The sequence below is a fragment of the Rhizobium tropici CIAT 899 genome (genome assembly GCF_000330885.1).
Taxonomy (GTDB): Bacteria; Pseudomonadota; Alphaproteobacteria; order Rhizobiales; family Rhizobiaceae; genus Rhizobium; species Rhizobium tropici.
Map to the genome: position 1 here is coordinate 3,212,410 of NC_020059.1, position 24,394 is coordinate 3,236,803.

Genomic DNA, 24,394 nt, shown 5'->3' on the forward strand with positions numbered 1-24,394 from the left:
CTCGCCTATCGCACCCCTGATACCCCCCTCTGTCCCCTTCGGGACATCTCCCCCACATGGGGGGAGATCGTTCGGAGTATGTCGCCCCGTTTCAGCTAAAACAACAAGAACACAGCAATCAGCAAATTTAATGCTTGCTTGAGGCAGGAAAGTGCAGCGAGTTACCAATCTCCCCCCTTGTGGGGGAGATGTCCCGAAAGGGACAGAGGGGGGCAGCGCGCCCTCCGCGAGTTCACAATCGATATCTAAAAGACAATTCTGCCCGCCTGCATCGCGTTGAAAGGCATTTTTCAGAGCTCGGTGTCGGCATCCTGTTTCCTCAGACGTCCTCCGGCAGCTTAGCTGGAGAAGTCCATCCGAGAGAGGAGCACCCAATGTCCAAGATTGCCCCATGCCTGTGGTTTGCGCGGGAAGCCGAGGAGGCTGCGAATTTCTATGTCTCGCTCTTCCCCGATTCCCGGATCGACCACGTGCAAAAGAACATTGTCGACATGCCCTCCGGCAAGTCCGATGAGATTCTGGTCATTACTTTCACGCTCGCCGGCCAGCGCTTCATGGCATTGAACGGCGGCGACCGCATCGAATACAATCATGCGATCTCGCTGGAGGTGGATTGCGCCGACCAGGCTGAGGTCGACCGCCTTTGGGACGGTCTTGTCGATGGCGGCACTCCGGTGCATTGCGGTTGGGTGACGGATCGCTACGGTGTCTACTGGCAGATCGTGCCGGCGGTGCTCCGCAAGTATATCGCCGATCCGGATCCGGCAAAGGCCGCTCGCGTCATGCGGGCCTGGATGGGCATGGTCAAGCTCGACATTGCCGGGCTCGAAGCCGCCTATCGCGGCTGAGCATCTTCGCTGCCGGGAGGCTGCCCAAGTATGGCCTTCCGACAATACCGTGAAAATCCCTGCAATTTCAGCGGTTCAGACCAATGCCGACGCCCGTAAGACTTGCAGCAACTCGAAGCTTGGAATACCGTCCGTTATAGGCTCGTCCAAGGCGGGTTTCTCGACACCATTCAAGCGATTGGACTGCCGCGCCGTTGAGGCACGACCCGGCAGGAAACGGCGGATTCCATGCAGCAGCAAAGAGACCGCATCGATCTCACCGGACGCGACTATGCCGCGATCTATGCGCTGAGCGACATCCACGGCTCCTATGACGAAATGGTGGAGGCGGAAAGGCGCATCGTTTCGGACGCCCGCAATCTTCCCGGCCGAAAGCTCCTGATGTACCTCGGCGATTACGTCGATCGCGGCCCGCGCTCCGGCGATGTGCTCGCGCATCTCAGCGCGCCGCCGCCCGAGGGCTTCGACCGCTACGCGCTTTGCGGCAATCACGACGATGTCTTCCTGCGCTTTCTCGATGATCCCGAGACCAACAGCCACTGGCTCGAATTCGGCGCGCTGCCGACATTCGCATCCTACGGCATAGACGCCAGACATCTTCTCTTCGATCTAGGGTATAGTATCCGGCAATTGCGCGACATGACGCTGAACGCGATGCCGCCGGCGCATGTCGATCTGCTGCGTTCATTGGCTGTAGCCGTCATTTTAGACTCGACGCTCTTCGTGCATGCCGGCATCAAGCCCGGCATCCCCTTAAGCATTCAGACGGACGAGGATCTGATGTGGATCCGCGAACCCTTCCTGTCGGAAGGGCCGCAACTGCCGCTGCTGGTCATCCACGGCCACACACCGCATTCGCACGCCACCTTCGGCTTGGGCCGCATTGGCATCGACACCGCCGTTTCCATGGGCGGAAGCCTGACGATCCTCAAGATCGCCGACGGCAGGCCGACAATCCTGCAGTCGATCTGAACGGTTCAAACAAATATCCCGGCTCGAAGCCGGGATATTTGTTTCTTTCAGGCGCCCTACTCCGCCGCCACCGCCGGCGGCAGCTGAACCGTATTGCCCTCTTCCTCGTCGGCCTGCTCGCTGACAACCGGCTCCGCCGATTTGCTCTTGGGATCGCGGCCGAAGAACAGGGCATAGCCGGCGGGCAGCACGAAGATCGTCAGCACGGTCGCAACCAGGATACCGCCCATCATGGCGTAGGCGAGCGGCCCCCAGAAGACACCGCGCGAGATCGGGATCAGCGCCAGAACGGCCGTCAGCGCCGTCAGCATGATCGGCCGGAAACGACGCACGGCCGAGCCGATGATCGCTTCCTTCCTGTCCATGCCTGCCGCGATATCCTGGTCGATCTGGTCGACGAGGATGATCGAGTTGCGGATGATGATGCCGAGCAGTGCGATGACGCCGAGGATCGCAACGAAGCCGAAGGGCGCACCGCTGATGAGCAGAGCCCCTGCCGCGCCGATGATGCCGAGCGGGCCGGTGGCGAGCACCAGCATCGCCTTGCCGAAATGCTGCAGCTGCGCCATCAGGAGCACGACGATAATGACGAGCATGATCGGCGCCTTGGCGGCGATCGAGGCCTGGCTTTCGGCGCTATCTTCGGCACCGCCCTGGATTTCGATCTTGTAGCCGGCCGGCAGGCTGCTCCTCAGATCGGCCATGTCGTTGTAGAGCTTGGCTGTCACGTCGTTCGACTGCACGTTATCAGGCAAGGTTGCCCGCACTGAGATGGTCGGCAGGCGGTCACGGCGCCATTCGATGCTCTGCTCCATGACGGGCACGATCTTGGCGACCTGCGACAGCGGCACGAACCCGCCGCTATCGGTCGGAATGTAGACCGAGTTCACCGAGGTCAGCAGATGACGGCTCGCGTCCGGTTCGCGGGCAACAATGCCAACGGTTTCCTCGCCTTCGCGATAATTGTCGAGGGTGAAGCCGGACATCGAGGCCTGCAGCATCTGGCGGATGCGCTGTGAGGTGACGCCGAGAGCGCGGGCACGGTCCTGATCGATCACCAGTTTCATGGCCGGCACCGGCTCGAGCCAGTCGTCATGGATGGCGCCGAGCAGCGGGTTTTGGGTAAAGCGCTGCTTCACCTCGTCGGCAATACGGCGAACCTCCTGCCGGTCGGGACCCATCACGCGCAGCTGTACGGGCCAGCCGGTGGGCGGACCGAGGAACAGGCGGTCGACCTTGCCACGGACGGAGGGGAAATCCGCCGCCAGGATACCGCGCATCTTGGTGATCAGCCGCTCGCGGGCCGGCTCGTCCTTGGCCATGACCAGCATCTGGGCATAGTTCGGGTTGGTCAGCTGCTGATCGAGCGGCAGGAAGAAACGCGGCGCGCCCTGACCGACATAGGTGGCGATGAAGCGCTTGTCCGGATCATCGGCCATGCGTGCCTCGAGCGCCTGCGCCTGGCGCTCGACTTCCTTGATGCTGGTGCCTTCGGGCAGCCACAGGTCCACGAGGATTTCCGGCCGCGAGGACTGCGGGAAGAAGTTCTGCGGAATGAACTGGAAGGACCAGAGGCTGCCGACGAAGGCTGCAAGCGTCAGAAGCAGAACGATAACGCGGTGGCGTACGGCCCAGGCAACGGAAGAATGCAGACGGCGATAGAATCGCGTGTCGAACACATCATGATGCTCACCGGCATGATGCCGCTGCTTGAGGATCATGTAGCCGAGCCATGGCGTGAAATAGACGGCCACGAACCAGGAGACCACAAGCGCGATGCCGACAACGTAGAAAAGCGAACGGACATATTCGCCTGCTGTCGATGCCGCAAATCCCACCGGGATGAAGCCGGCGGTGGTGATCAGCGTACCCGTCAGCATCGGGAAGGCGGTCGAGGAATAGGCGAAGCTGGCGGCATCGAGCTTCACCAGCCCCTCCTCCAGCTTGCGCTCCATGAGCTCGACGACGATCATGGCGTCGTCGACGAGCAGGCCGAGCGCGATGATGAGGGCGCCGAGCGAAATGCGCTGCAGGTCGATGCCGAGCTCGTACATGATGGCGAAGGTCGCGGCCAGCACCAGCGGAATGGCGATGGCGATCACGAGGCCGGAACGCCAGCCGATCGACAGGAACGAGACGATCAGCACGATGACAAGAGCTTCGCCGAGCGCGTGCATGAATTCGCTGATCGCGTCGGTGACGACATCAGGCTGATTGGCGATCTGATCGACCTGAACGCCGACCGGCAGCGAGGCTTCGAAGCGCTTATAGGTTTCCTCGACAGACGTACCGACATCGGTCACCTTGAAGCCTGGAGCCATGACGACCCCGAGCTGCACGCTTGGATGGCCGTTGTAGAGAAACTTGGCCGTATAGGGGTCCTGCAGCCCGGCGGTGACGGTGGCGATATCGCCGAGACGGGTCACCTGGCCACCGGCGTTGAGCCGCAGGTTCTTGATATCCTCTATCTTGTTGACATCGCCCTCGACCGAGATGCGCACGGAGCGGGTGCTCGTATCGACATTACCGGCCGGATCGACGTTGTTCTGCCCGATAATAGCGTTCTTCAGGTCGTTGAGCGTCAGCCCACGCTCGGCCAAGACCTTGGACGAGACGTCGATATAGATCTGCTCCGCCTGGTCGCCGATGATGGTCGCCTTCTCGACACCGGGCGTCGAAAGCAGCATGTCGCGGGCCTGAATGGCGAATTTCTTCAGCTCGGGATAGGTATAGCCGTCGCCGCTGATCGAATGCAGCGTGATGAAGGTATCGCCGAATTCATCGTTGAAATAGGGACCAAGCAGGCCAGACGGCAGCTCGTTGCCGATATCGCCGACCTTCTTGCGGATCTGGTAGAAGGCGTCCTTCACCTCGGCCGTATTGGTATCGCCCTTGATCTGGATTGTCGTGATGGCAAAGCCGGCGCGGGTATAGGATTTGACCCAATCGAGATGCGGCGTTTCCTGCAGCTTGCGCTCGATCTTGTTGACCACCTGGTCTTCCATGTCCTGCAGCGAGGCACCGGGCCAGACGGTCTGCACGACCATGACGCGGAAGGTGAAATCCGGGTCTTCCTTCTGACCCATATGGGTCAGGCCGAGCGCGCCGGCGATGATGATGAGCCCGAACAGAAAACGAGCGATGCTTGGATGGGCGATCGCCCACCGCGACAGGTTGAAACGCTTCCTCTCACCGGAGGTGCTATTGATGGACATAATCTCGTCCCCCTCGATCCGGGTCAGCGTACAATATCCGCCGAGGCGGCGTTGATTTCTGCGGAAGCCTGCTGGGCTGATGCAGCCGGAAGCTTGACCTTCATGTTCTCGGTCATGAATTGCGTACCGGCAGCGACAACGACATCGCCGGCTTTCAGGCCATCGGCGACCCTCACGCCGTCATCGGCGAAATCGGCAACCTGGATGGCGCGGGAATGAACCGTGCCGGCACTGCGATCCACCAGCCAGACGATCTGCTTTCCGTCCTTCTGCGCGAGTGCGCTCAGCGGAATGGAAACATAGGACTGGGTATTATCGGCAAGCGCCTCGATCGTCGCAGTCATGCCGAGCAGCACCCGCGGATCGTTCGGAACGCTGACCCGTACGGCGAAGGTGCGCGATTGATCGGCACTGCCGGACACTTCCCGCACCTTTCCATTGAGCACGAGGGCGGCGTCGGACCAGAAGCGCGCCTTGACGTCCTTGCCGACCTTGAATTGGGCGATGTCCATTTCCGGGACAGCGACTTGCACTTCCTTCTCGCCATCGACGGCAACCGTGATGACGGGTGTGCCGGAACTGACCACCTGGCCGACATCGGCATTGATTGCGGTCACGATACCGTTCATGTCGGAGGTCAGATCGGCATAGGCGACCTGGTTTTTGGCTTCGGTCAGGGCCGAGACAGCAGAATCCCGGGTCGAGACGGCCTGTTCATAGGAAAGCTCCGCTTGCTCGAGCTGCGACTTGGAGGTGACATTCTTGCTGAAGAGCGTCTGCGCACGCGTGCGAGCAAGCTCGGTCGTCTGCACCTGCTTTTCGGCCGCATCCAGATCCGCCTGCGAGCGACGCACCGCGAGAATATAGTCGGTAGCATCCATGCGGGCGATCACATCGCCGGGTTTTACCCTCTGGCCGATATCCACCTTGCGCTCGACGATCTTACCGTTCACGCGAAAGCCGAGATTCATGTCCGTCCGCGCACGGACGGCTCCGGAATAATCAAGCTTGCGCGTCGTGTCGGCTTGAGCGATTTCAACGACCTTGACCGGCCGGACCACCTCCGCCGTCTCTTCTTTCTTCTCATTGCAGCCTGTGAGCCCAAGTCCGAAAGCGGCAAAGAGTGCCGCACCGGCAATGGTCCGTAAGGTGTTGGTCGTCAGCGAAACCATGTCGCTCTCCTAAAGTCGAACAAAAAGTGAGCGCACGCCGGGCATCCGGAGCGCGTTGTTATTTCTTCAAAGCCCTGATGACGAATTCGATGATATCTTCGGGATCGGCCTGGTAGGACTTGGCAAGGCATTGTGCTACCATCTGCGGATGGCAGAGATCGACGGTGGTCGCAGCGAAGCATTTGGCCGCGAGATGCGGGTCCTGCTCCGCAAATTCGCCGGCAGCAATTCCTTCGGCAATGATTTCGGCGACCAGCGCCTGCGTACGTTCGATATGCTTTTCAATGACATGCCAGTCGCGCTCGATGGCGACGATGACCATCTCGTGAACCTTCTGCTCATCGAGCATGGTCTCCACTATCATCTTGTACTGGGATAGCGCGTAGGTCCGCAGCCGCTCGGTCGCGCTGATCGGCTGATTGCGGATACCAAAGGCCATCTGATAGCTCAGCTCCAGCATGCGTCCGCAAAGAGCCTGGTGGATCTCCACCTTGGAGCCAAAGAAACGATAGATATTCGCCGTCGACATGCCGAGATCGCGCGCGATGTCGGCTACGTTCGTCTTGCTGTATCCGTAGTGGCGAAACAGCCTTTCAGCGGCATCGAGAATGCGCGTGATGTTTTCCTGACGGGCAGGATCGGCGTTGACATCGGAAAGCTCGAGCATAAAGGAAGCCTGATAGATTACGAGTGACGATTTTCAATTTTCGTCACTCGTAATCTATCAGAGTGCCGATGTCAAGAAGCCGCCCACAACCGTAGGCAGCTTCAGATGCTACTGAATAAACCGATGATGCGGCGAAGAACTTGAAACAACAGTTAAACCTTCAACAACGCTCCTTGCGGAACGGGCTGAAAGTGTCCGGCATTTTGTCGCAGGCGGATCGCGGTGCGATCAGGCACCCACCAGTGTCGGATGGAAACGACGAAGGCTCAAAAAGCCGACGAAGACAATGACCACCAAAAGCGCCACCTGCGCCGCAAGGATCGGCGGCTCGTTACCGGTAGGCGCCAGCGCATTGAGTGCCGGTATCTTCTGGAACGATTGGATGATGAGCACCAGGCAGTTGAAGAACAGCAGCACGAGCGCACCGATCACGAAGACGGCACGCCATAAGCCGGCAAGGTGGAATGTATAACGCGCCAGTGCCGTCGGAATGAAGATCAGCAGACAGATGATGCCGACGATGATCGCCGGCGTCACGCCATGAAACGGGAACAGAAAACCCGTCAAGCTGGTGAGAGCCGTCGTCAGCATATAGACGAGCGTCGAGCGGTTATGACGGTCGGCGGTGAGAAAGCCGTAGGCTACCACGATGCCGCTGATGATGGCGACCAAGCTGATGACGACGTGAATCAAGAGAATTCCAGACATTCGCCCCTCCAAGGGGCATTGCATTCCGATTGAAATGACAGCCCAACGCCCCGAATGCGGAATATATACGAAACGCGCCGCGCCAGCCAGCGCGACGCGAAGGCCTGAAAAGGCCACTTAGGCGGCGTGAACTTCCAGAGAAATCGGAACGGAGGCAAGCGCCTTGGAAACCGGGCAACCGGCTTTCGCCTTGTTGGCAAGCTCAGTGAATGTGGCCTCGTCGGCGCCGGGGATCTTGCCCGTCAGCGTCAGGTGGATGGCGGTGATGGCGAAGCCGCCTTCGACGCTTTCGAGCGTCACCTTGGCCGTCGTCTCCATGCTTTCGGCGGTGAAACCGGCCTCGTTGAGGATCAGCGACAAGGCCATGGTGAAGCAACCCGCATGAGCCGCGCCGATCAGCTCTTCCGGATTGGTGCCAGCAACGCCTTCGAAACGGCTGGCGAAGCCGTAAGGATAGTGATTGAGTGCGCCGCTTTGAGTCGAGATCTGACCCTTGCCGTCCTTCAGACCGCCCGACCATTGAGCCGAACCCGTACGATTGATCTGCATGTCGTTCTCCTTGTCGTTGAATGAACTTGGGGAGGCGGTCCCGCCTCCCGATAATGATCGACGGCAGGCGGAATGGCCGCCTGCATCGTCACCATAATCCTTCTATCTCTCGAAGACGACGCCGCAGTAACAGCAGGGGCGCCGACTTTGAAAAGCCTGGTGGCGGCGGCTTGTTCCCAAACGGCTGGAACGCAGTAGCCTAAATCATCATACAAGAATATTGCCAATGTATGATGATTAGCGTATCTTCACCTCAATGCGAAAAGGGAAGGGGCCAATACGCCCAGCTCCTTCGCAGCGAGAGGTTTCCGCAGAGAATGCGGATGATGCGGAGGAAAAAGCGTGGAATCGCTGCAACGGCAGGAGCATGGCGCGTCGGTCAAGCCCGAGCGTCGTCCGCGTGTGCGTAAGAATGTGACGGCGGCAATCGCCGAAGACATCTGCGCCGAACGCTATCCCTCCGGCTCGACCCTGCCGCGCGAAAACGATCTCTGCGAAATGTACGGCGTCAGCCGCACGGTCATCCGCGAATCCCTCAAGGTGCTGGAGTCCAAGGGCCTCGTGCGCGGCAAGCCACGCATCGGCACCACTGTCTGCGATAGGGATGACTGGAACATTCTCGACCAGGATGTGCTGGAGTGGATGGGCCCTTATATCGCCGATTTCGATATTCTCGGCTCGATCCTCGAAGCACGCCGCACCATCGAACCCGCTGCTGCCGAATATGCGGCGGAACGAGCGACAGCACGCGAGATTGCCGATCTGGAAAACGCCTGGGAGCGCATGCGCGACAGCGGCGATGATCCGGAAGGCTTTACCGAAGCCGACGTGACCTTTCACAAGCTGCTGCTCAGCGCCAGCCACAACCAGGTGTTCCGGCGCCTCTCCAGTGCCATGCACGCCGGCCTCAAATATGCGCTGCACGCTTCCAACGTCGCCGCCGACAGCCGCGACGAAGCAATCGCCGTGCACGGCGAACTCGTGGAAGCGCTGCGCCTTCGCGACCGCGATGCAGCGCGCGCCTGCGCTCACCGTATGCTCGATCTTGCCGCCCGTGATCTCGCCGTCGAACGACGGCTGGACAAAGGCCGGAAAACAAATCCCGAAACCCCGAGATCTGCGGTCTCACGCCGCTGACACAACCCAAAGCCAAACGGAATCATTCCCATGAAAATCACCAAGCTCACGACCTATATCGTTCCCCCGCGCTGGCTGTTCCTGAAGATCGAGACCGATGAAGGCATCGTCGGCTGGGGTGAGCCCGTGGTCGAGGGCCGTGCGCTGACCGTACAGGCGGCGGTGCACGAGCTGGAAGATTATCTGATCGGCAAGGATCCGTTCCTGATCGAAGATCACTGGAACGTCATGTACCGCGCCGGCTTCTATCGCGGCGGCGCCGTCCACATGTCGGCCCTGGCCGGCATCGACCAGGCGCTCTGGGACATCAAGGGCAAGGCGCTGGGACAGCCGATCCATTCGCTGCTCGGCGGCCAGGTGCGCGACAAGATCAAGGTCTATTCCTGGATCGGCGGCGACCGTCCCTCGGACGTTGCCAACAATGCCAAGGACGTCGTCGCCCGCGGCTTCAAGGCGATCAAGCTCAATGGCTGCGAGGAAATGCAGATCGTCGACACCTATGACAAGGTGGAGAAGGCTGTAGAAACCATCGCCATCATCCGCGAGGCGATCGGCCCCTGTATCGGCATCGGCGTCGATTTCCACGGCCGCGTCCATCGGCCGATGGCCAAGGTACTCGCCAAGGAACTCGAGCCCTACAAGCTGCTCTTCATCGAAGAGCCGGTGCTGTCGGAAAACCGCGAGGCGCTGAAGGAAATCGCCAATCATTGCTCGACGCCGATTGCGCTCGGCGAGCGCCTTTATTCTCGCTGGGACTTCAAGTCGGTCCTGTCGGACGGCTATGTCGACATTCTGCAGCCCGACCTGTCGCACGCCGGCGGTATCACCGAGTGCCGCAAGATCGCGGCCATGGCCGAAGCCTATGACGTGGCGCTTGCCCCGCATTGCCCGCTCGGCCCGATCGCGCTTGCCGCCTGCCTGCAGGTCGATGCCGTCAGCTACAATGCCTTCATCCAGGAGCAGAGCCTCGGCATCCACTACAACAAGGGCAATGACATCCTCGACTACATCTCCAACAAGGAAGTGTTCCAGTATGCCGACGGCTTCGTTTCGATCCCGCAGGGTCCCGGCCTCGGAATCGAGGTCGACGAAGCCTATGTCATCGAACGCGCCAAGGAAGGCCATCGCTGGCGCAATCCGGTCTGGCGCCACGAGGATGGCAGCGTCGCAGAGTGGTAAGACCACGCTCGTCCCGTGACGGACGAGAAACCGCATATCTCCAATGATGAAAGGCCCGATGGCAGCAGATCTGCGCTATCGGGCCTTTTCTTTAGATGGCGCTCTCTTAATCCGGCACCCTCCCCTTTGCCGCCAGGCGGCGAATAGCGCGGCACATCCGGTGTGCCGCTCTCCTCAAAAAAGTTGCGCCTGCAGTATCGGCGCAGATACTGCAGGCGCGTCATGCGTCTCAACAAGCCCCCAGGGAGACGCATTACCGGAGCATGATCACCAAAGGCGTGGAGTGCCCTTCAGCTCAGACCATGCTCAAGCGTAATTCCAACTACTCCCGCTCGCCGGTGAAGTTCAGCAGCAGCTGGAAGATGTTGACAAAGTTCAGGTAGAGCGACAGGGCACCGAAGACGGCAAGCTTCTGCTGCGATTCCTGATCATGGTTTTCGGCATACTGTTCCTTGATGTTCTGCGTATCCCAGGCGGTCAGGCCGACGAAGACCACGATACCGATGACCGAGATGGCGAACTGCAGCGCGCTCGAACCCAGGAAGATATTGACAATGCTGGCGATGATCACGCCGAAGAGGCCCATCATCAGGAACGAGCCGATGTTGGAAAGGTCACGCTTCGTCGTGTAGCCATAGAGGCTCGTCGCGCCGAACATGGTCGCGGCAATGAAGAAGGTGCGTGCAATGCTCGTGCCGGTGAAGACCAGGAAGACCGAGGCCAGCGACAGACCCATGACCGCGCAGAAGGCCCAGAACATCATCTGCGCCGTTCCCGCCGACATCGACTGGATGCGGAACGAGAAGAAGAATACGAAGGCAAGCGGCGCCAGCATGACGACCCACTTCAGCGGGCTCTGGAAGATCGGCACATAGAGCGCCGGCGTCGTACCGACGATCAGCGCGACGATTCCCGTCACGACAAGGCCGATACCCATGTAGTTGTAGACGCGCAGCATATGCCGGCGCAGCCCCTCGTCGAAGAGCGCCTGAGAGCCGGCGCCGGCTCCGTAGCCGTATCCCGGATTGGTCTGGTTCATGGTCGTTCTCCTTCAATCCAAACTAGTAGAGGCTGCGGGCAAGCTTTTCGGCATCGCCGTCAAGCTGACCCGCCTTGCCGTTGCCGATCAGCGCATAGGCGACTTCACCGATCTGCCAATAGGCAGCCTGGACATCGTCACGCTTGATGTGACTGACATCCTGGACGGCGAAATTGCCCGGGCGGACGGCAAACAGTGACAAATGTCCGTCTTCGCCGGCATCGACCATCATTTCGACGCTCGGACCGAATTCGGACGGATAGATTTGCGCATCGGTGACGCGCCAGCCACCCGGCAGCTCCGGCAATATGATTGCCGTGGATGCGCGGATTTCATCCGGATTGTAATTTGCAGCCGCCGACTGCGGCTTGAGCTCCTCGCGCACGGCCGTCGCCTTGTAGGCGCGTACCGCGTCATCGACGAAGGCCGGTGGCCGTGTCGACGCACTAACCTCGCTCGCCGTGAAGGCGCCGAAGGACGTATGCGCAACCCAGCCGGTGGTCACCAGCACGGCGATGGCGGCGGCACGCTGAAACGAGCCCAGCACCCGGCCATAGGCCAGCCCGCGCTCCAGCCGCCGTGCGGCCTCCCGCGTTTCGGCCCGGACTACATGGCCTTCTCCGGCCAGAGCCATGCGCAGCTCGCCGCGGATGCTCATGTCAGCCATTACTTTCGCGGCAATCTCCGGATGCTCCGAAAGATAGGATTCCACCTCGACACGGCGCGCAAGCGTGAGCTCGCCGTCGACATAGGCGTCGAGATCGGTATCGATGATCGGATCAACGATTTTCATTGCCGCCTCCCTCGATAAGCCTGAGATGCGAAACCTTGGAGGCGGTCTCCTCGAAACTACGCAACGTCGCGCGAGCCCGCGCGATGCGGGACATCAGCGTGCCGACGGGAATGCCAAGCGCTGATGCCGCCTCCTGATAGGAGAGGTCCTCGATCGCCACGAGATGCAGCGCCTCACGCTGCTCCTCGGGCAGACTGAAGAAAGCTTCGCGGACCTGGTTCAGGCGAACTGTGTGATCCTGCGATGCCGGCAACGCCGTTTCGAGGTCGGCCGCAGCCTCCTCGTGACGACGGCTCAGCGACTTTTTCTGGCGCAGGCGGTCAATATGCACATTGTGCAGGATCGATAGCAGCCAGGTGCGCAGATTGCCGTCGCGCCTGAAAGAGGCCTTACGCTCATACGCCTTGACCAGCGCGTCATGCACCAGATCCTCGGCCTCGTCCGCATTGCGCACAAGCGAGCGGGCATAGCGTCTCAGCGAACCGAGCTGCCCCAAAACATCGAATGTGCGTCCTTTGCGTTCCATACACCTATATACGGAAGCACTCCGGATTCTATTCCATCGCCCGGCGAATATTTTTTGCAGATTTTTTACATCAGCAGGAAATCCTTGGGCTGTGGCAGCGGCGGCAGATCGGTTTCCCCAAGCGCTTCGCGCAGATTGATCTCGATCGTATCGGCAAGCGCGCCGATGGCGAGCGCATTGGGGCGCTTGCCGAAAGGGTCTTCCAATTCGTCGCCCAGCGCATCGAGGCCAAAGAAGGTGTAGGCGATGAGCGCCGTAACAAAGGGCGAGCCCCAGCCGAGCGTATCGACATAGCCAAAGGGCAGCAGGAAACAGAAGAGATAGGCGGTGCGATGCAGAAGCAGCGTATAGCCGAAGGGCAGCGGCGTGTTGCGCAGCCGCTCGCAGGCCGCCTGCACCGCACCCATCTGGCCGATCGTGATATCCAGCATCTGATATTGGATATCCGAGATCGTGCCCGATGCCTTCAGTCGCGCGAAATCCGCGGACATGAGACGCAGAATGAGATCGGGCTTGTTGCGGGCCGCATGATAGAATTCCGCCTCGCTCGGGGTCAGCAGCCGTAGCACCTTGCTCTCGTCGCTGCCGGGTCGCAGAAGACAGACGAGCGCCTGTGTGAAGGCGATGGTCAGGCGCAGCAGGTTGTTGCGCGCCTCGATACCGGCCTCCCCTGCACTCTCCAGCACCAGCGTCTGCCGGGCGAAGCCGCGCGCGAGATGAACTAGCTGCCCCCAGTCACGCCTGCCCTCCCACCAGCGGTCGTAGCAGGCATTGTTGCGGAAGCCGAGGAAGATCGAAAGCGCGATGCCGAGCAGCGAAAGCGCCGAGCCGTTGAAGGAAACGATGAGGTTCGGCCGCGCCTCATGACCCCAGACGATCAGCGCCGACAACAAGAAGATCGCGATGATCTGCGGCAGGATACGCCGGATGATCGACCCGCGGACGATGAAGAAAAGCTGGAAGAGATTCGGCCGGTCGCGGACGATCATGACGAAGGACACTCTCGATGACTATCTGGTGAGGCAGCAATACACCAGACGCGCCGGGAGTAACGAGCATTTCTTGCAAGGCGGTCCTGACCGGCTGAATCGCTCGCCGGGCCAGGGCAGGCCATCATTTCACACTGGCGCTTGCCGTCACCAGAATCGGGTCGGCGCGATAATCGCCGGGAAAGAGATGTTGCAGGTTTTTGATCTTGGGCAGGTCGTTGATGACGATATAGGGGTAGTCCGGATGCGTCGTCAGGAAATCCTGATGATAGGCCTCGGCCGCATAGAATTGCCGCGCCGGCTCGATCTTGGTGACAACAGCCGCGTCGAAGACCTTGGCGTGGTTGAGCTGCTCGATATAGGCCTTGGCAATGTCGGCCTGCGACTGGCTGGTCGGGAAGATCGCCGAGCGATATTGCGTGCCTGTATCCGGCCCCTGATAGTTCAGCTCCGTCGGATCATGCGCCACCGCGAAATAGATCTGCAGCAGATGCCCATAGCTGATCTTATGGGGATCGAAGACGATACGTACGGATTCGGCATGGCCGGTATCGCCCGTACTCACTACTTCATAATGGGCCGCATCTTTGCTGCCACCGGTATAGCCCGAAGTCGCGCTGATCACGCCGTTAACGTGCTGGAATACGCCCTGCACGCCCCAGAAGCAGCCGCCAGCAAGCACCGCTGTCTCCGTGCCCGATGAACCTGCCTTTTCATCCATACCCGGCGGCGGGATGACACGCGCATCCTCGGCCGATGCGCGGCCGACAAATTGCAGTGCGATGGCGCCGACCAGCACTGCGGCCGCCGTGAGTCCGGCAAGGCGCGCAACCCGCGCTGAACCGATGCGGATCATATCTGTCGATGACGTCTTCATGACACTCTCCTCTCGACCGCCATTCTAAACTCTTCGGTCACAAGGAGATACGGGAAGGCGAGGCTCAATGTTACATACGGCCGCGTGTAACACCGAAACGTGAACGACGTGGCGACCTTATCAGTAGTGCGGCGGCTTGGTGATGGCCGGTGCGTCGAGCGACTGCTCCTCCAGCGTCAGAAACCGCTCGGTCAGCCGGTCGAGCTTCTGCCTGGTCTGCTCGACCACCTTCCATTGCTCGGCAAGCTGATCGGAAAGCTCCTCGATCGTCTTGGCCTGGTAGGCGACCGTTTCCTCAAGTTTGGTGATGCGGCTCTGTTCGTCTGACATGTCTGATCCCTTTCGCAACGATCTACAGCACCGGTACCGCCGCGTACAGCCCTTCCATTCCGCATGAGGCGAGCTGCAACGTCGTTTGACGGTAATGTGACAAAACTGAAAAACAGCTGAAAAGACCCGTTACCTAAATGACATGGCGGCCTTCTAAAGAGAGCGCAGAGACGCGCCGGTTTTGAAGGCCATTCCTTCCGCGGCGCACCCTTTCTGAAGACTGCGGAGAAGCGCCTTGAAGATCATCCAGATCACCGACACGCATTTGAGCCCCAACAAGCCGCATTTCAACGGCAATTGGGAGCCGTTGGCGAAATGGATCGAGGCAAGCGGCGCCGATCTCGTCGTTCACACCGGCGACCTCAGCGTCGATGGTGCCGACAAAGACGAAGATCTCCTCTTTTCCATGGATCTGATGCGACAGGTCTCCGTGCCGATGCTGATCGTTCCCGGCAACCATGATGTCGGCCACCTGCCCGGCTCCTATCAGCCCGTCAATCCCGAGCGGCTGGCGCGCTGGCGCCGCCTCGTCGGCCCCGATTATTGGGCGAAGGATATCGGTAACTGGCGACTGATCGGCCTCAACAGCCTGCTGATGGGCTTCGAGGATGCCGAGGAGCAGAGGCAATTCGACTGGCTGCAGGATATGCTCGAAAGCCGCGGCGACCGCCGTGTCGCCATTTTCGCGCATAAGCCGCTCTTCGTTGATGCGCCGGATGAGGGCGATACCGGTTACTGGAGCGTTCGTCCGGCACAGCGCCGCAGGCTCTATGATCTGATCGCGGCCCATGACGTGGCTCTCCTCGGCAGCGGCCACCTGCACTGGACCTGGGAAGGCCGCCTCAACGGCACCAGTCTCGTCTGGGCGCCACCCGCAGCCTTCATCCTCGGCGAGATGGAGCGCGAAATGCCGGGCGAACGCCTGATCGGCGCAGCAATTCACGAACTTGGCGAGACGGTATCGACCGAACTCGTCGCGGTACCCGGCATGACCGCCTACTTCCTCGATGACGTCGTACTGGAAGTCTATCCGCAGGCCGCCCCCAAGGCAAAGGAGCCGACAGAATGAGTGCGCTTTCGCTTCGCGGCATCGCCAAATCCTTCGGCGGCAACGCCATTCTCAAAGGCGTCGATCTTGATGTCCAGCCGGGCGAATTCATCGCCCTCGTCGGCCCGTCCGGCTGCGGCAAAAGCACGCTTCTGCGCATCCTCGCCGGCCTCGACCATGCCGACAGCGGCGAAATCATCCTCGGCGGCAGCGACGTATCGGGCGTCGCGGCGGCGGACCGCAACATCGCCATGGTCTTCCAGTCCTACGCGCTCTATCCGCATCTGACCGCCTCGGAAAACATTGCCGTGCCGCTCGCCATGCGCCGCCTGTCGCGTGTCCAGCGTCTGCCCTTCATCGGCTCGCTGATCCCCGGCCAGCGCGCCGCCCGTTCCGGCATCATCCGCGATGTCCGCGAAATGGCCGTCTCGCTGAAGATCGACCACCTGCTCGACCGCAAGCCCGGCCAGATGTCCGGCGGCCAGCGTCAGCGCGTGGCGCTTGCTCGCGCCATGGTGCGCCGCCCCGCGGTCTTCCTGATGGACGAGCCGCTCTCCAATCTCGATGCTAACCTGCGCGTCCATGCCCGTGGTGAGATCGTCGACCTGCACCGCCGAGCCGGCGTGCCAACGGTCTACGTCACTCACGATCAGGCCGAGGCGCTGTCGATGGCCGACCGCGTCGCCGTCATGATCGGCGGTCAGCTGCTGCAGCTTGCCTCTCCCCAGACGATCTATGACGACCCGGCCCATGTCGAAGTGGCCCGCTTCGTCGGTCAGCCGCGCATCAACCTTTTGCCGGCGCTCGCCGAAAACGGCATCGTCGCTTTCGGCGGTATCCGGCTTGCGCTGGAAGACGGCAGCTTTGCCGGCAACAACGTCACGCTCGGCATCCGTCCGGAATTCGTGACCCTCACGCAGAACCGGCAGGATGCGCTTGCCGCCCATATCGAGCGGATGGAGTTCCTCGGCTCCGAAGTCATCCTCTACGCTAAGCTCGACGCTATCGGCGAAACCATGGTCGTGAAGCTCTCGCCGGCCGAAGCTACCGGTCTCTCCGCCGGCATGCCCGTTGCGCTGACGCTCATGGCCCAACAGGCGATGGTCTTCGCTGAAGACGGTCGCCGTTTGCGCGCGAGCCCGACGACCGCAGACGCCACGCGGGAGAAGGCGCATGGCTAGTATCGCTGCCACCTCCCTGCCGATGCGGGCGGCCGCAGCCCGCGAACGCAGTGAAGCCCGCACGGCCCTGCTCTTCGCCCTGCCCGCCATCATCCTGATCGTGCTCTTCATCATCGTGCCGATCATCGCCGTCGTCGTGCTGGGTTTCACGGATTTCCAACTCGGCGACAAGAGCCTGCGCTTCGTCGCCTTCGAAAACTACGCGCATCTGCTGCGCGACCGCGCCTTCGTAAAATCGCTCTGGAACACGGCGACCTATACCGCCATCGTCGCACCCGTCTCGATCGCGCTCGGCCTCGGCGTCGCATTGCTGATCGAGAGCGAAGGAATCGGCCGCAGCTTTTTCCGCACGGCCTATTTCCTGCCCGTGGCCTCGCTGATCGTGGCGATGGCGACCGTCTGGCAGTATCTCTTCCATCCGACGATCGGCCCGATCAACGCCCTACTTGGCGAGATCGGCGTGCACGGTCCGAACTGGCTCGGCTCGTCGGCAACAGCGCTCTATAGCCTGTCTATCATCGGCGTCTGGCAATCCGTCGGCTTCAACATGGTGCTGTTTCTCGCCGGCCTTACCGCCATTCCGCGAGAACTCTACGCGGCGGCTGAAGTCGACGGCGCGAAATCGGCATGGGACCGCTTCTGGCTCGTCACCTGGCCGATGCTCGGGCCGACGACGCTCTTCGTGACCACGATCAGCATCATCAATGCGGTGAAAGTGTTCGACACGGTGAAGGCCCTGACCGACGGCGGCCCGAACCATGCGTCCGAGGTGCTGCTTTTCACCATCTACCAGGAAGGCTTCGTCTATCTCCGGGTCGGCTATGCCTCGGCGATGACGACGGTGTTCCTCGCCATCCTCGTGGTGCTGACCTTCCTGCAATATCGCGTCCAAGACCGGCAGGTGCATTACACATGACCCCGACAGGCTTCACTCCTGGCCGCATCCTGCGCCTCTCGCTGCTGATCCTGGGCTCACTCATCTTCCTCGCGCCCTACATCTTCATGATCTCAACCGCCGGCAAGGCGCAGGACGATATCTTCACCTCGGCCCTGAAGCTGATCCCGACGCATTTCTTCTACGTCGAGAACATCGCCAAGGCGCTTAGCAAGGTTTCGATGGGCACGCTGTTGTTCAACGGCGTCCTCGTCTGCGGCCTGATCTTCTTCTTCCAGGTGCTGATCGCCATTCCCTGCGCCTATGCCATGGCGAAGCTGAAGTTCCCGGCGGCGCGCACCATGATGGTGCTGGTGATGCTCGGCCTGCTGGTCCCGATCCATGCGACGGCGCTGCCGCTCTATGTCGGCTTCAACAGCCTGTCGCTCCTGAACAGCTATACGGCTCTCGTCGCACCCTTCTCGATCTCGGTCTTTGCGATCTTCATGTTCCTGCAGTTCTTCCGTTCCATGCCCGATGATCTGATCCATGCCGCGCGCCTCGACGGCATGTCGGAAATCGGCATCGTCGCCCGTGTCATCGTACCGAATGCTTGGCCGGCAGTCACCGCTTTTGCGATCTTCTCGGTCGTCGCGCACTGGAACGACCTCTACTGGCCGCTGATCGTCATCACCAAGCAGGAATATTTCACGCCGCCATTGGGCCTCATGTATTTCCGCGCCGCCGAAGCCGGCGACGACTACGGCGCGCTCATGGCGGCAACCCTGATCATCACCCTTCCCCTCGTCGCGGCGTTCCTTCTGGCACAGAAGCGCTTCGTCGAGGGCATCACCATGACCGGTCTCAAAGGCTGATCGGTTCCCTAGAACGGATGATTTTAGATCGAAGCGATCTAAAATCTAAATCCGCTCTAGAATCAAAGAAGTAGAGCATGATGTCGTCCGAAAACCGCGTACGCTTTTCGGCATCATGCACGACAACGGAGAACGAGCGATGAAGCATATCACCCAGATTCTCGCCGCTGCGGCCATTTCTATGGTCGTGACGGTCCCGGCCTATGCCGAAACCACCCTGACGGTTCACTATCCCATGCCGGGCTTCTTCAAGAACGTGATGGACACGATCTCGAAGAAGTTCATGGAAGAAAATCCCGACATCAAGATCCAGTTTGCCGCTCCTTCGGCCACCTATGAGGAAGGTATCCAGACCATCCTGCGCCAGGCCGGCACCAGCGAAATGCCCGATGTCACCTTCATCGGCCTCAACCGCCTGCGCATGATGGACGAGCGCAACGTCGCCGTCGACCTCGGCCCCCTCGTCAAGAAAGAGGGCAATATGGCCGAGAAAGGTTTCTCGGACACGATCCTGAAGCTCGCCCAGGTCAAGGGCAAGCAGGTCGGCCTCGCCTTCGCGACATCCAACCCGATCATGTACTACAACGCCGATCTGGTGAAGGCTGCCGGCGGCAACCCGGACAACCCGCCGAAGACCTGGGACGAAGTCATTGCGCTCGCCGGCAAGATCAAGGCGCTCGGCAACGGCGTCGATGGCATGGACTTCCGCTGGCAGGGCGACGACTGGATGTTCTCCGCCCTCCTCTTCGGCGCTGGCGGCAAGATGCTGAGCGACGACGAGACGAAGGTTGCCTTCAACGGTCCCGAGGGGCAGAAGGCGGTCGAACTGATCCAGCGCTTCGTCAAGGAAGGCGGCATGCCGGTCTTCACCAAGGCTGCCGGCGAGCAGGCCTTCGCTGCCGGCAAGGTCGGTTTCGAATTCCAGACGACCGGCGCTCTCGTCAACACCATCAAGAATGTCGGTGCGAAGTTCGATCTGCGCACCGCCAAGCTGCCGCTGATCGACCCGGTCAACGGCCGCCTGCCGACAGGCGGCAACGCCGTCGTCATCCTGACTCATGATCCGGTCAAGGAAGAAGCCGCCTGGAAATTCGCCAAGTTCGCCGCCGGCCCCTATGGCGCCTCGGTCGTCGTTCCCGGCACCGGCTATGTTCCGAACAACGAGCTTGCCGCCAAGTCGGCCGAATATCTCGGTGACTTCTACAAGAAGAACCCGCTGTTCCAGGCTGGCCTCAGCCAGATGTCGATCATGGTTCCCTGGTATGCCTTCCCGGGCGCGAATGGCGTCAAGGTCACGCAGACCATCGTCGATAATCTCTCGCGCATCGTCGACGGCTCGGCCGCTCCGAAGGAAGCGCTCGATGATGCCGCTTCGGACATAGAAGGCCTGCTGCCGCGCAGCTGATCTTTCGAACCGATCTGAACAATCCGCGCCGCCTCCCAACAAGAGGCGGCGTTTTCATTCGCAGGCAGAGTCAGCATTGAATGGCAAGGTCGCGCACTGTACCGCCCGCACGCATCCGATAGGGGACGGTCAGATGACGCGGCGGCGCGGCATTTTCAGCCATATCCAGCAGCAACGAGGCGGCAGCGGCCCCCATGGTTCCATCCGGAATTTCCACCGTCGTCAGGGACACTTCACCCAGAAAACCGAGGGAAATCCCGTCAAAGCCGGCGACCGAGATATCGCGCGGAATCGAAAGGCCCTGACGCCGAAGCGCGCCCATGACGCCGAGCGCCAGAAGATCGTTGGAAGCAATGATCGCCGTCGGGTCGAACCGCGAAATCGCATCCGAAAGATCGAGCTGTTCCAGGCTGTTTACAAAGGAAATTTCGAGCGCATCGAGAGGCTGTTGCCCCGCCGCTTCCATTGCCTTGAGATAGCCGAGATAGCGCAGTTTTGCCCGGTCGGATGCCGCGAAATGGCCGGATATGAACAGGATACGGCGGTGACCCTTGCATAGGAGATGCTCAGTCAGATCCCGGCCCGCGCCGAAATTGTCGGTCGCGACCGCGGCGGTAAAGCGGGCTGTTGGCAGGTTTCCGAGCAATACGGTCGGCGGCAGGGCAGAGGACAGAACAAGACTGCGCTCGGGATCGCAGAGCGTCAGGATCAACCCAGTCGGCTGCTGCTGGAGCAGCGAGGCGACGGCATCGACCTCCTGTGCCGGATCGTAGTTCGATTGGGCGATTAGCACGCTATGCCCCGCGTGAAGAGCTCGGTTCTGGATGCTGGAAAGCGAAGCCGCGAAAACCGGATTCGTGATGCTCGGAATGAGCACGCCGATCGCCGGCCGGCCGGTGCCGGTACGCCCACCTGCCCGATAGCCGAGCTCCGCCGCCGCCCGGCGCACGCGCCGCACCATCTCGTCGCTGACCGGACCGCTGCGATTCATCACCCGGCTGGCGGTCGCAACCGAACAGCCGGCGCGAAAGGCGATCTGCTGGAGCGTCGACATGATATCAATCACCTCCGGCTTCGGTTTCAGCCCTCGACTGGCGCAGTCTTATGGGAATGTCGGGGATTTATATCAGGCCGATGACACTTATTTGACAGCCCTCCCCGCACACCGCGACATTCCGGCCCTTGATCTTTGCTGCAGCGCAGCAGATGCTCGCTCCGATCGCAGCGGCGAATGATGCTGTCATCAACCGATGCCATGATTGCCGCGCTGTGATCCGCAGATCCGCCCCTCGAAAGGATGCTCTCATGTCAGAAGCACGGACGCCTGCCACCACCACCGACAAGACCGAAAGACTGTTTTTCCTCGATATCAACGACGGACGAATCCTCTCCTCCGCCATCGACGGCACCGATTTGAAGCTCATCGTCCAGCGGGCGGGCCGCAGCCCGGACGGCATTCTCGTCGATAGCGAGAACCGCTGGATCTACTGGACGGAGATGGGCAACGACTACAACGCCCATGACGGCTCCATCGAGCGTATGGACCTCGACGGCGGCAACCATATCACGCTGATCCCGCCGGGCAGCACGCTCGTCACGCCGAAGCAGATCCAGCTCGACCGCGACAACGGCAAGCTCTATTGGTGCGACCGCGAAGGCATGCGCGTCATGCGCGCCAATATCGATGGCAGCAACATCGAAACTCTGGTGCAGAACGGCGACAGCCCGGGAGACAGCGCCGATATCGAACGCTGGTGCGTCGGCATCGCCCTCGACCTGCCGCTCGGCCAGATCTACTGGACCCAGAAAGGGCCGCCGGATGCCGGCCTCGGCCGCATCTTCCGCGCCGGCATCAATATCCCGGCCGGCGAAACCGCAACAAACCGCAGCGATATCGAAATTCTGCTGGATAAGCTGCCGGAGCCGATCGATCTTGAGCTGGATCTCGCCACCCGCGCGATCTACTGGACCGACCGCGGCAATCTCCCCCGCGGAAATACCGTCAATCGCGCAGCGATGGACGATATCGCCGCAACGTCCGAAGTGGTCCTCGAAGGTCTCGATGAAGGCATCGGCCTCTCGCTCGACCTTCCGAACAACCGCATGTTCTTCACCGACATCGGCGGCAATCTCTATTCCGCAAGCCTCGATGGTTCAGGCGAGCGCGAACTGCTGCACCATGCCGGCTCCTTTACGGGGATTGTTTACGCGGAGGTTTGAGGTTTGAAAGGCGCTTTACGTGCCGGGATAGCCCCTCACCCTAGCCCTCTCCCCGCACGCGGGGCGAGGGAATGACCTCTGTTCTCTCGCATGAGAAGGCGAGTGGAAGGAAGGCTGCAGGTGCGGCTATCCCCTTCTCCCCGCAAGCGGGGAGAAGGTGGCCGAAAGGCCGGATGAGGGGCTCCTCAGTGATCAGTTACCCTTGCGCACGCCATCCAGCAGATGCGGCAGCGACTTGACGCCGTCATCGCGCAATTCCGCCGGCAGCAGCCCCTCCGGGAGATCCTGATAGGAGACCGGACGCAGGAAGCGGCGGATGGCAAGCGTGCCGACCGAGGTCGTACGGCTGTCCGAGGTTGCCGGGAAAGGCCCACCATGCACCATGGCGTGGGAAACTTCGACGCCGGTCGGCCAGCCATTGGCGAGGATGCGCCCGGCCTTACGTTCCAGCACCGGCACCAGCTTGGCGGCCGTGGCATAGTCATCCGCTTCGATCTGCAGAGTCGCGGTCAGCTGGCCCTCGAGCTTTTCCGCAACGGCAATCATCTGGTCGACATCCTTGCAGCGTACCAGAAGGCTTGCCGCACCGAAAACTTCGTGGCCCAAGCGCTCGTCCGCCAGGAACTCCTCCGCTTCTGTCTCGAAGAAGATGCCCGGGCTGCGATTGACGCCTTCGGCCGGAGCGCCATGAGCGACGGTCTTGACAGATTCATGTTCCGCCAATGCGGCAACGCCCTTGTCGAAGGCGGCGTGAATGCCGGGCGTCAGCATCGGCGCCGGCGCGCGGCCGGTCAGGGCACCGCTGGCCGCCTGAACGAAACGGTCGAGATCAGGGCTCTCGATCGCAAAAAGCAGGCCCGGATTGGTGCAGAACTGGCCGGCACCGAGCGTCAGGGAATCGATGAAGCCGGTCCCGATCGCCTCGGCGCGTGCTGCGAGAGCGGCGGGGAACAGGAAAACGGGGTTGACGCTGCTCATCTCGGCGTAGACCGGGATCGGCTCCGGACGAGCCGCGGCAATGGCGCCGAGCGCCAGGCCGCCGCCGCGCGAGCCGGTGAAGCCGACGGCCTTGATGCGGGGATCGCGCACCAGCGCGGCACCCGTCTCGTTGGCACCGGTCAGCAGCGAGAATGTGCCCTCCGGCAGGCCGCATTGGGCGACGGCGGCACGGATGGCGCGGCCGACAAGCTCGCCCGTGCCGGGATGGGCAAGGTGGCCCTTGACGACGACCGGGCAGCCGGCGGCAAGTGCCGAAGCCGTATCACCGCCTGCAACCGAGAAGGCGAGCGGGAAATTGCTGGCACCGAAGACGGCGACCGGGCCGAGCGGGATCTGGCGCAGGCGCAGGTCCGGCCGTGGCAGCGGCTTGCGCTCCGGCAAAGCCGGATCGACGCGCAGATCGAGCCACTCACCGGAGCGAACGACCTGTGCGAACAGCCGGAGCTGACCGACGGTACGGCCGCGCTCGCCCTGCAGGCGCGCCACCGGCAGGCCGGTCTCCTCCGTCGCGCGCTCGATCAGGACATCGCCAATCTCCATGATGTTGTCGGCAATCTTTTCGAGAAATGCTGCGCGCTGCTCGGGGCTGGTCGCACGGTAGACGTCGAACGCCTGAGCGGCCAGTTCGCACGCTTTGGCAACGTCGCTCTCGCCGGCGATCGCAAAGGCTGGTTCCAGATTTGCGCCGGTTGCCGGATTGATGGCACGCACGGTTCTGTTGCCGCCGGTAGAATCTGAGCCGATCAACAGATCGCCGCGAATCTCGAAAGACTGTGTCATGGGTATTCCTT

At 61.2% G+C, this 24,394-nt stretch carries 24 protein-coding genes; 11 read left to right on the top strand and 13 right to left on the bottom strand.

All coding sequences use genetic code 11. The features are described 5' to 3' along the window. Positions 1 to 374 precede the first annotated feature (374 nt). The gene (locus RTCIAT899_RS15780; protein WP_015341235.1) at positions 375 to 848 is read left to right on the top strand and encodes a VOC family protein; all 474 of its coding nucleotides are present in this window, start codon (positions 375 to 377) and stop codon (positions 846 to 848) included. Between the two features lie 228 nt (positions 849 to 1,076). Next, positions 1,077 to 1,820: a metallophosphoesterase gene (locus RTCIAT899_RS15785; RefSeq protein ID WP_015341236.1), complete on the top strand. Its 744-nt coding sequence runs from the start codon at positions 1,077 to 1,079 to the stop codon at positions 1,818 to 1,820. Positions 1,821 to 1,876: 56 nt separating this feature from the next. Here the strand turns inward: RTCIAT899_RS15785 and RTCIAT899_RS15790 are convergent, their stop codons facing one another. The 5 genes from RTCIAT899_RS15790 to RTCIAT899_RS15810 all read right to left on the bottom strand — a co-directional run bounded on the left by RTCIAT899_RS15790 (position 1,877) and on the right by RTCIAT899_RS15810 (position 8,131). Continuing rightward, on the bottom strand, positions 1,877 to 5,035 hold the full coding sequence (locus tag RTCIAT899_RS15790) for an efflux RND transporter permease subunit (RefSeq protein WP_015341237.1): 3,159 nt from the start codon (positions 5,033 to 5,035) through the stop codon (positions 1,877 to 1,879). A 23-nt stretch (positions 5,036 to 5,058) separates the two neighbouring features. After that, complete coding sequence (locus tag RTCIAT899_RS15795; protein ID WP_015341238.1) at positions 5,059 to 6,207, bottom strand: efflux RND transporter periplasmic adaptor subunit; 1,149 nt, start codon at positions 6,205 to 6,207, stop codon at positions 5,059 to 5,061. A gap of 58 nt (positions 6,208 to 6,265) precedes the next feature. Next, positions 6,266 to 6,874 carry a TetR/AcrR family transcriptional regulator gene (locus RTCIAT899_RS15800; RefSeq protein WP_015341239.1) on the bottom strand — a complete coding sequence of 203 codons (609 nt, stop codon included), beginning with the start codon at positions 6,872 to 6,874 and terminating at the stop codon, positions 6,266 to 6,268. Between the two features lie 228 nt (positions 6,875 to 7,102). Next, positions 7,103 to 7,582 (bottom strand): hypothetical protein, encoded by a 480-nt coding sequence (locus RTCIAT899_RS15805; RefSeq protein ID WP_015341240.1) that lies wholly within the window; start codon positions 7,580 to 7,582, stop codon positions 7,103 to 7,105. 117 nt (positions 7,583 to 7,699) lie between these two features. After that, a complete protein-coding gene (locus tag RTCIAT899_RS15810) occupies positions 7,700 to 8,131 on the bottom strand; it encodes an OsmC family protein (RefSeq protein ID WP_015341241.1) in 432 nt (143 codons plus the stop codon). A 342-nt stretch (positions 8,132 to 8,473) separates the two neighbouring features. On the opposite strand from RTCIAT899_RS15810, the gene RTCIAT899_RS15815 reads away from it, so the two are divergent. Together RTCIAT899_RS15815 and dgoD are read left to right on the top strand one after the other, a co-directional pair. Further along, positions 8,474 to 9,268 (top strand): FadR/GntR family transcriptional regulator, encoded by a 795-nt coding sequence (locus RTCIAT899_RS15815; RefSeq protein WP_015341242.1) that lies wholly within the window; start codon positions 8,474 to 8,476, stop codon positions 9,266 to 9,268. 30 nt (positions 9,269 to 9,298) lie between these two features. Then, entirely contained in the window at positions 9,299 to 10,447 is a 1,149-nt protein-coding gene (gene dgoD / locus RTCIAT899_RS15820; protein WP_015341243.1) for a galactonate dehydratase, read from the top strand. Between the two features lie 322 nt (positions 10,448 to 10,769). On the opposite strand, the gene RTCIAT899_RS15825 is transcribed toward dgoD, so the two are convergent. From RTCIAT899_RS15825 to RTCIAT899_RS15850, 6 genes are all read right to left on the bottom strand, one after another. Then, on the bottom strand, positions 10,770 to 11,486 hold the full coding sequence (locus tag RTCIAT899_RS15825) for a Bax inhibitor-1/YccA family protein (protein ID WP_015341244.1): 717 nt from the start codon (positions 11,484 to 11,486) through the stop codon (positions 10,770 to 10,772). 22 nt (positions 11,487 to 11,508) lie between these two features. Next, positions 11,509 to 12,279: an anti-sigma factor family protein gene (locus tag RTCIAT899_RS15830; RefSeq protein ID WP_015341245.1), complete on the bottom strand. Its 771-nt coding sequence runs from the start codon at positions 12,277 to 12,279 to the stop codon at positions 11,509 to 11,511. Then, entirely contained in the window at positions 12,266 to 12,805 is a 540-nt protein-coding gene (locus RTCIAT899_RS15835) for a sigma-70 family RNA polymerase sigma factor (RefSeq protein ID WP_015341246.1), read from the bottom strand. The genes RTCIAT899_RS15830 and RTCIAT899_RS15835 overlap by 14 nt, the downstream gene beginning before the upstream one ends. Positions 12,806 to 12,870: 65 nt before the next feature. Continuing rightward, a complete protein-coding gene (locus tag RTCIAT899_RS15840) occupies positions 12,871 to 13,794 on the bottom strand; it encodes a bestrophin family protein (RefSeq protein ID WP_015341247.1) in 924 nt (307 codons plus the stop codon). A 124-nt stretch (positions 13,795 to 13,918) separates the two neighbouring features. Beyond that, positions 13,919 to 14,671: a peptide-methionine (S)-S-oxide reductase MsrA gene (gene msrA, locus RTCIAT899_RS15845; protein ID WP_015341248.1), complete on the bottom strand. Its 753-nt coding sequence runs from the start codon at positions 14,669 to 14,671 to the stop codon at positions 13,919 to 13,921. Positions 14,672 to 14,791: 120 nt separating this feature from the next. Beyond that, the gene (locus RTCIAT899_RS15850) at positions 14,792 to 15,001 is read right to left on the bottom strand and encodes a SlyX family protein (RefSeq protein ID WP_015341249.1); all 210 of its coding nucleotides are present in this window, start codon (positions 14,999 to 15,001) and stop codon (positions 14,792 to 14,794) included. A gap of 235 nt (positions 15,002 to 15,236) precedes the next feature. Between RTCIAT899_RS15850 and RTCIAT899_RS15855 the strand changes: the two genes are divergently transcribed. The 5 genes from RTCIAT899_RS15855 to RTCIAT899_RS15875 all read left to right on the top strand — a co-directional run bounded on the left by RTCIAT899_RS15855 (position 15,237) and on the right by RTCIAT899_RS15875 (position 20,384). Then, positions 15,237 to 16,070: a metallophosphoesterase family protein gene (locus RTCIAT899_RS15855; RefSeq protein WP_015341250.1), complete on the top strand. Its 834-nt coding sequence runs from the start codon at positions 15,237 to 15,239 to the stop codon at positions 16,068 to 16,070. Then, positions 16,067 to 17,230, top strand: coding sequence for an ABC transporter ATP-binding protein (locus RTCIAT899_RS15860; protein WP_015341251.1), 1,164 nt, complete (start codon positions 16,067 to 16,069; stop codon positions 17,228 to 17,230). Before RTCIAT899_RS15855 ends, RTCIAT899_RS15860 begins: the two co-directional genes overlap by 4 nt. Beyond that, a complete protein-coding gene (locus tag RTCIAT899_RS15865) occupies positions 17,223 to 18,146 on the top strand; it encodes a carbohydrate ABC transporter permease (protein WP_015341252.1) in 924 nt (307 codons plus the stop codon). The genes RTCIAT899_RS15860 and RTCIAT899_RS15865 overlap by 8 nt, the downstream gene beginning before the upstream one ends. Further along, entirely contained in the window at positions 18,143 to 18,979 is an 837-nt protein-coding gene (locus tag RTCIAT899_RS15870; protein WP_015341253.1) for a carbohydrate ABC transporter permease, read from the top strand. The genes RTCIAT899_RS15865 and RTCIAT899_RS15870 overlap by 4 nt, the downstream gene beginning before the upstream one ends. Before the next feature lie 139 nt (positions 18,980 to 19,118). Then, complete coding sequence (locus RTCIAT899_RS15875; RefSeq protein WP_015341254.1) at positions 19,119 to 20,384, top strand: ABC transporter substrate-binding protein; 1,266 nt, start codon at positions 19,119 to 19,121, stop codon at positions 20,382 to 20,384. Between the two features lie 70 nt (positions 20,385 to 20,454). Here the strand turns inward: RTCIAT899_RS15875 and RTCIAT899_RS15880 are convergent, their stop codons facing one another. Beyond that, the gene (locus RTCIAT899_RS15880) at positions 20,455 to 21,438 is read right to left on the bottom strand and encodes a LacI family DNA-binding transcriptional regulator (RefSeq protein WP_015341255.1); all 984 of its coding nucleotides are present in this window, start codon (positions 21,436 to 21,438) and stop codon (positions 20,455 to 20,457) included. Here RTCIAT899_RS15880 and RTCIAT899_RS33105 point away from each other — a divergent pair. Continuing rightward, positions 21,437 to 21,619 (top strand): hypothetical protein, encoded by a 183-nt coding sequence (locus RTCIAT899_RS33105; protein ID WP_132717658.1) that lies wholly within the window; start codon positions 21,437 to 21,439, stop codon positions 21,617 to 21,619. The genes RTCIAT899_RS15880 and RTCIAT899_RS33105 overlap by 2 nt on opposite strands. Positions 21,620 to 21,689: 70 nt before the next feature. Continuing rightward, positions 21,690 to 22,604 (top strand): YncE family protein, encoded by a 915-nt coding sequence (locus RTCIAT899_RS15885; protein ID WP_015341256.1) that lies wholly within the window; start codon positions 21,690 to 21,692, stop codon positions 22,602 to 22,604. 192 nt (positions 22,605 to 22,796) lie between these two features. On the opposite strand, the gene RTCIAT899_RS15890 is transcribed toward RTCIAT899_RS15885, so the two are convergent. Continuing rightward, positions 22,797 to 24,383, bottom strand: coding sequence for an aldehyde dehydrogenase (NADP(+)) (locus RTCIAT899_RS15890; RefSeq protein WP_015341257.1), 1,587 nt, complete (start codon positions 24,381 to 24,383; stop codon positions 22,797 to 22,799). Positions 24,384 to 24,394 lie beyond the last annotated feature (11 nt).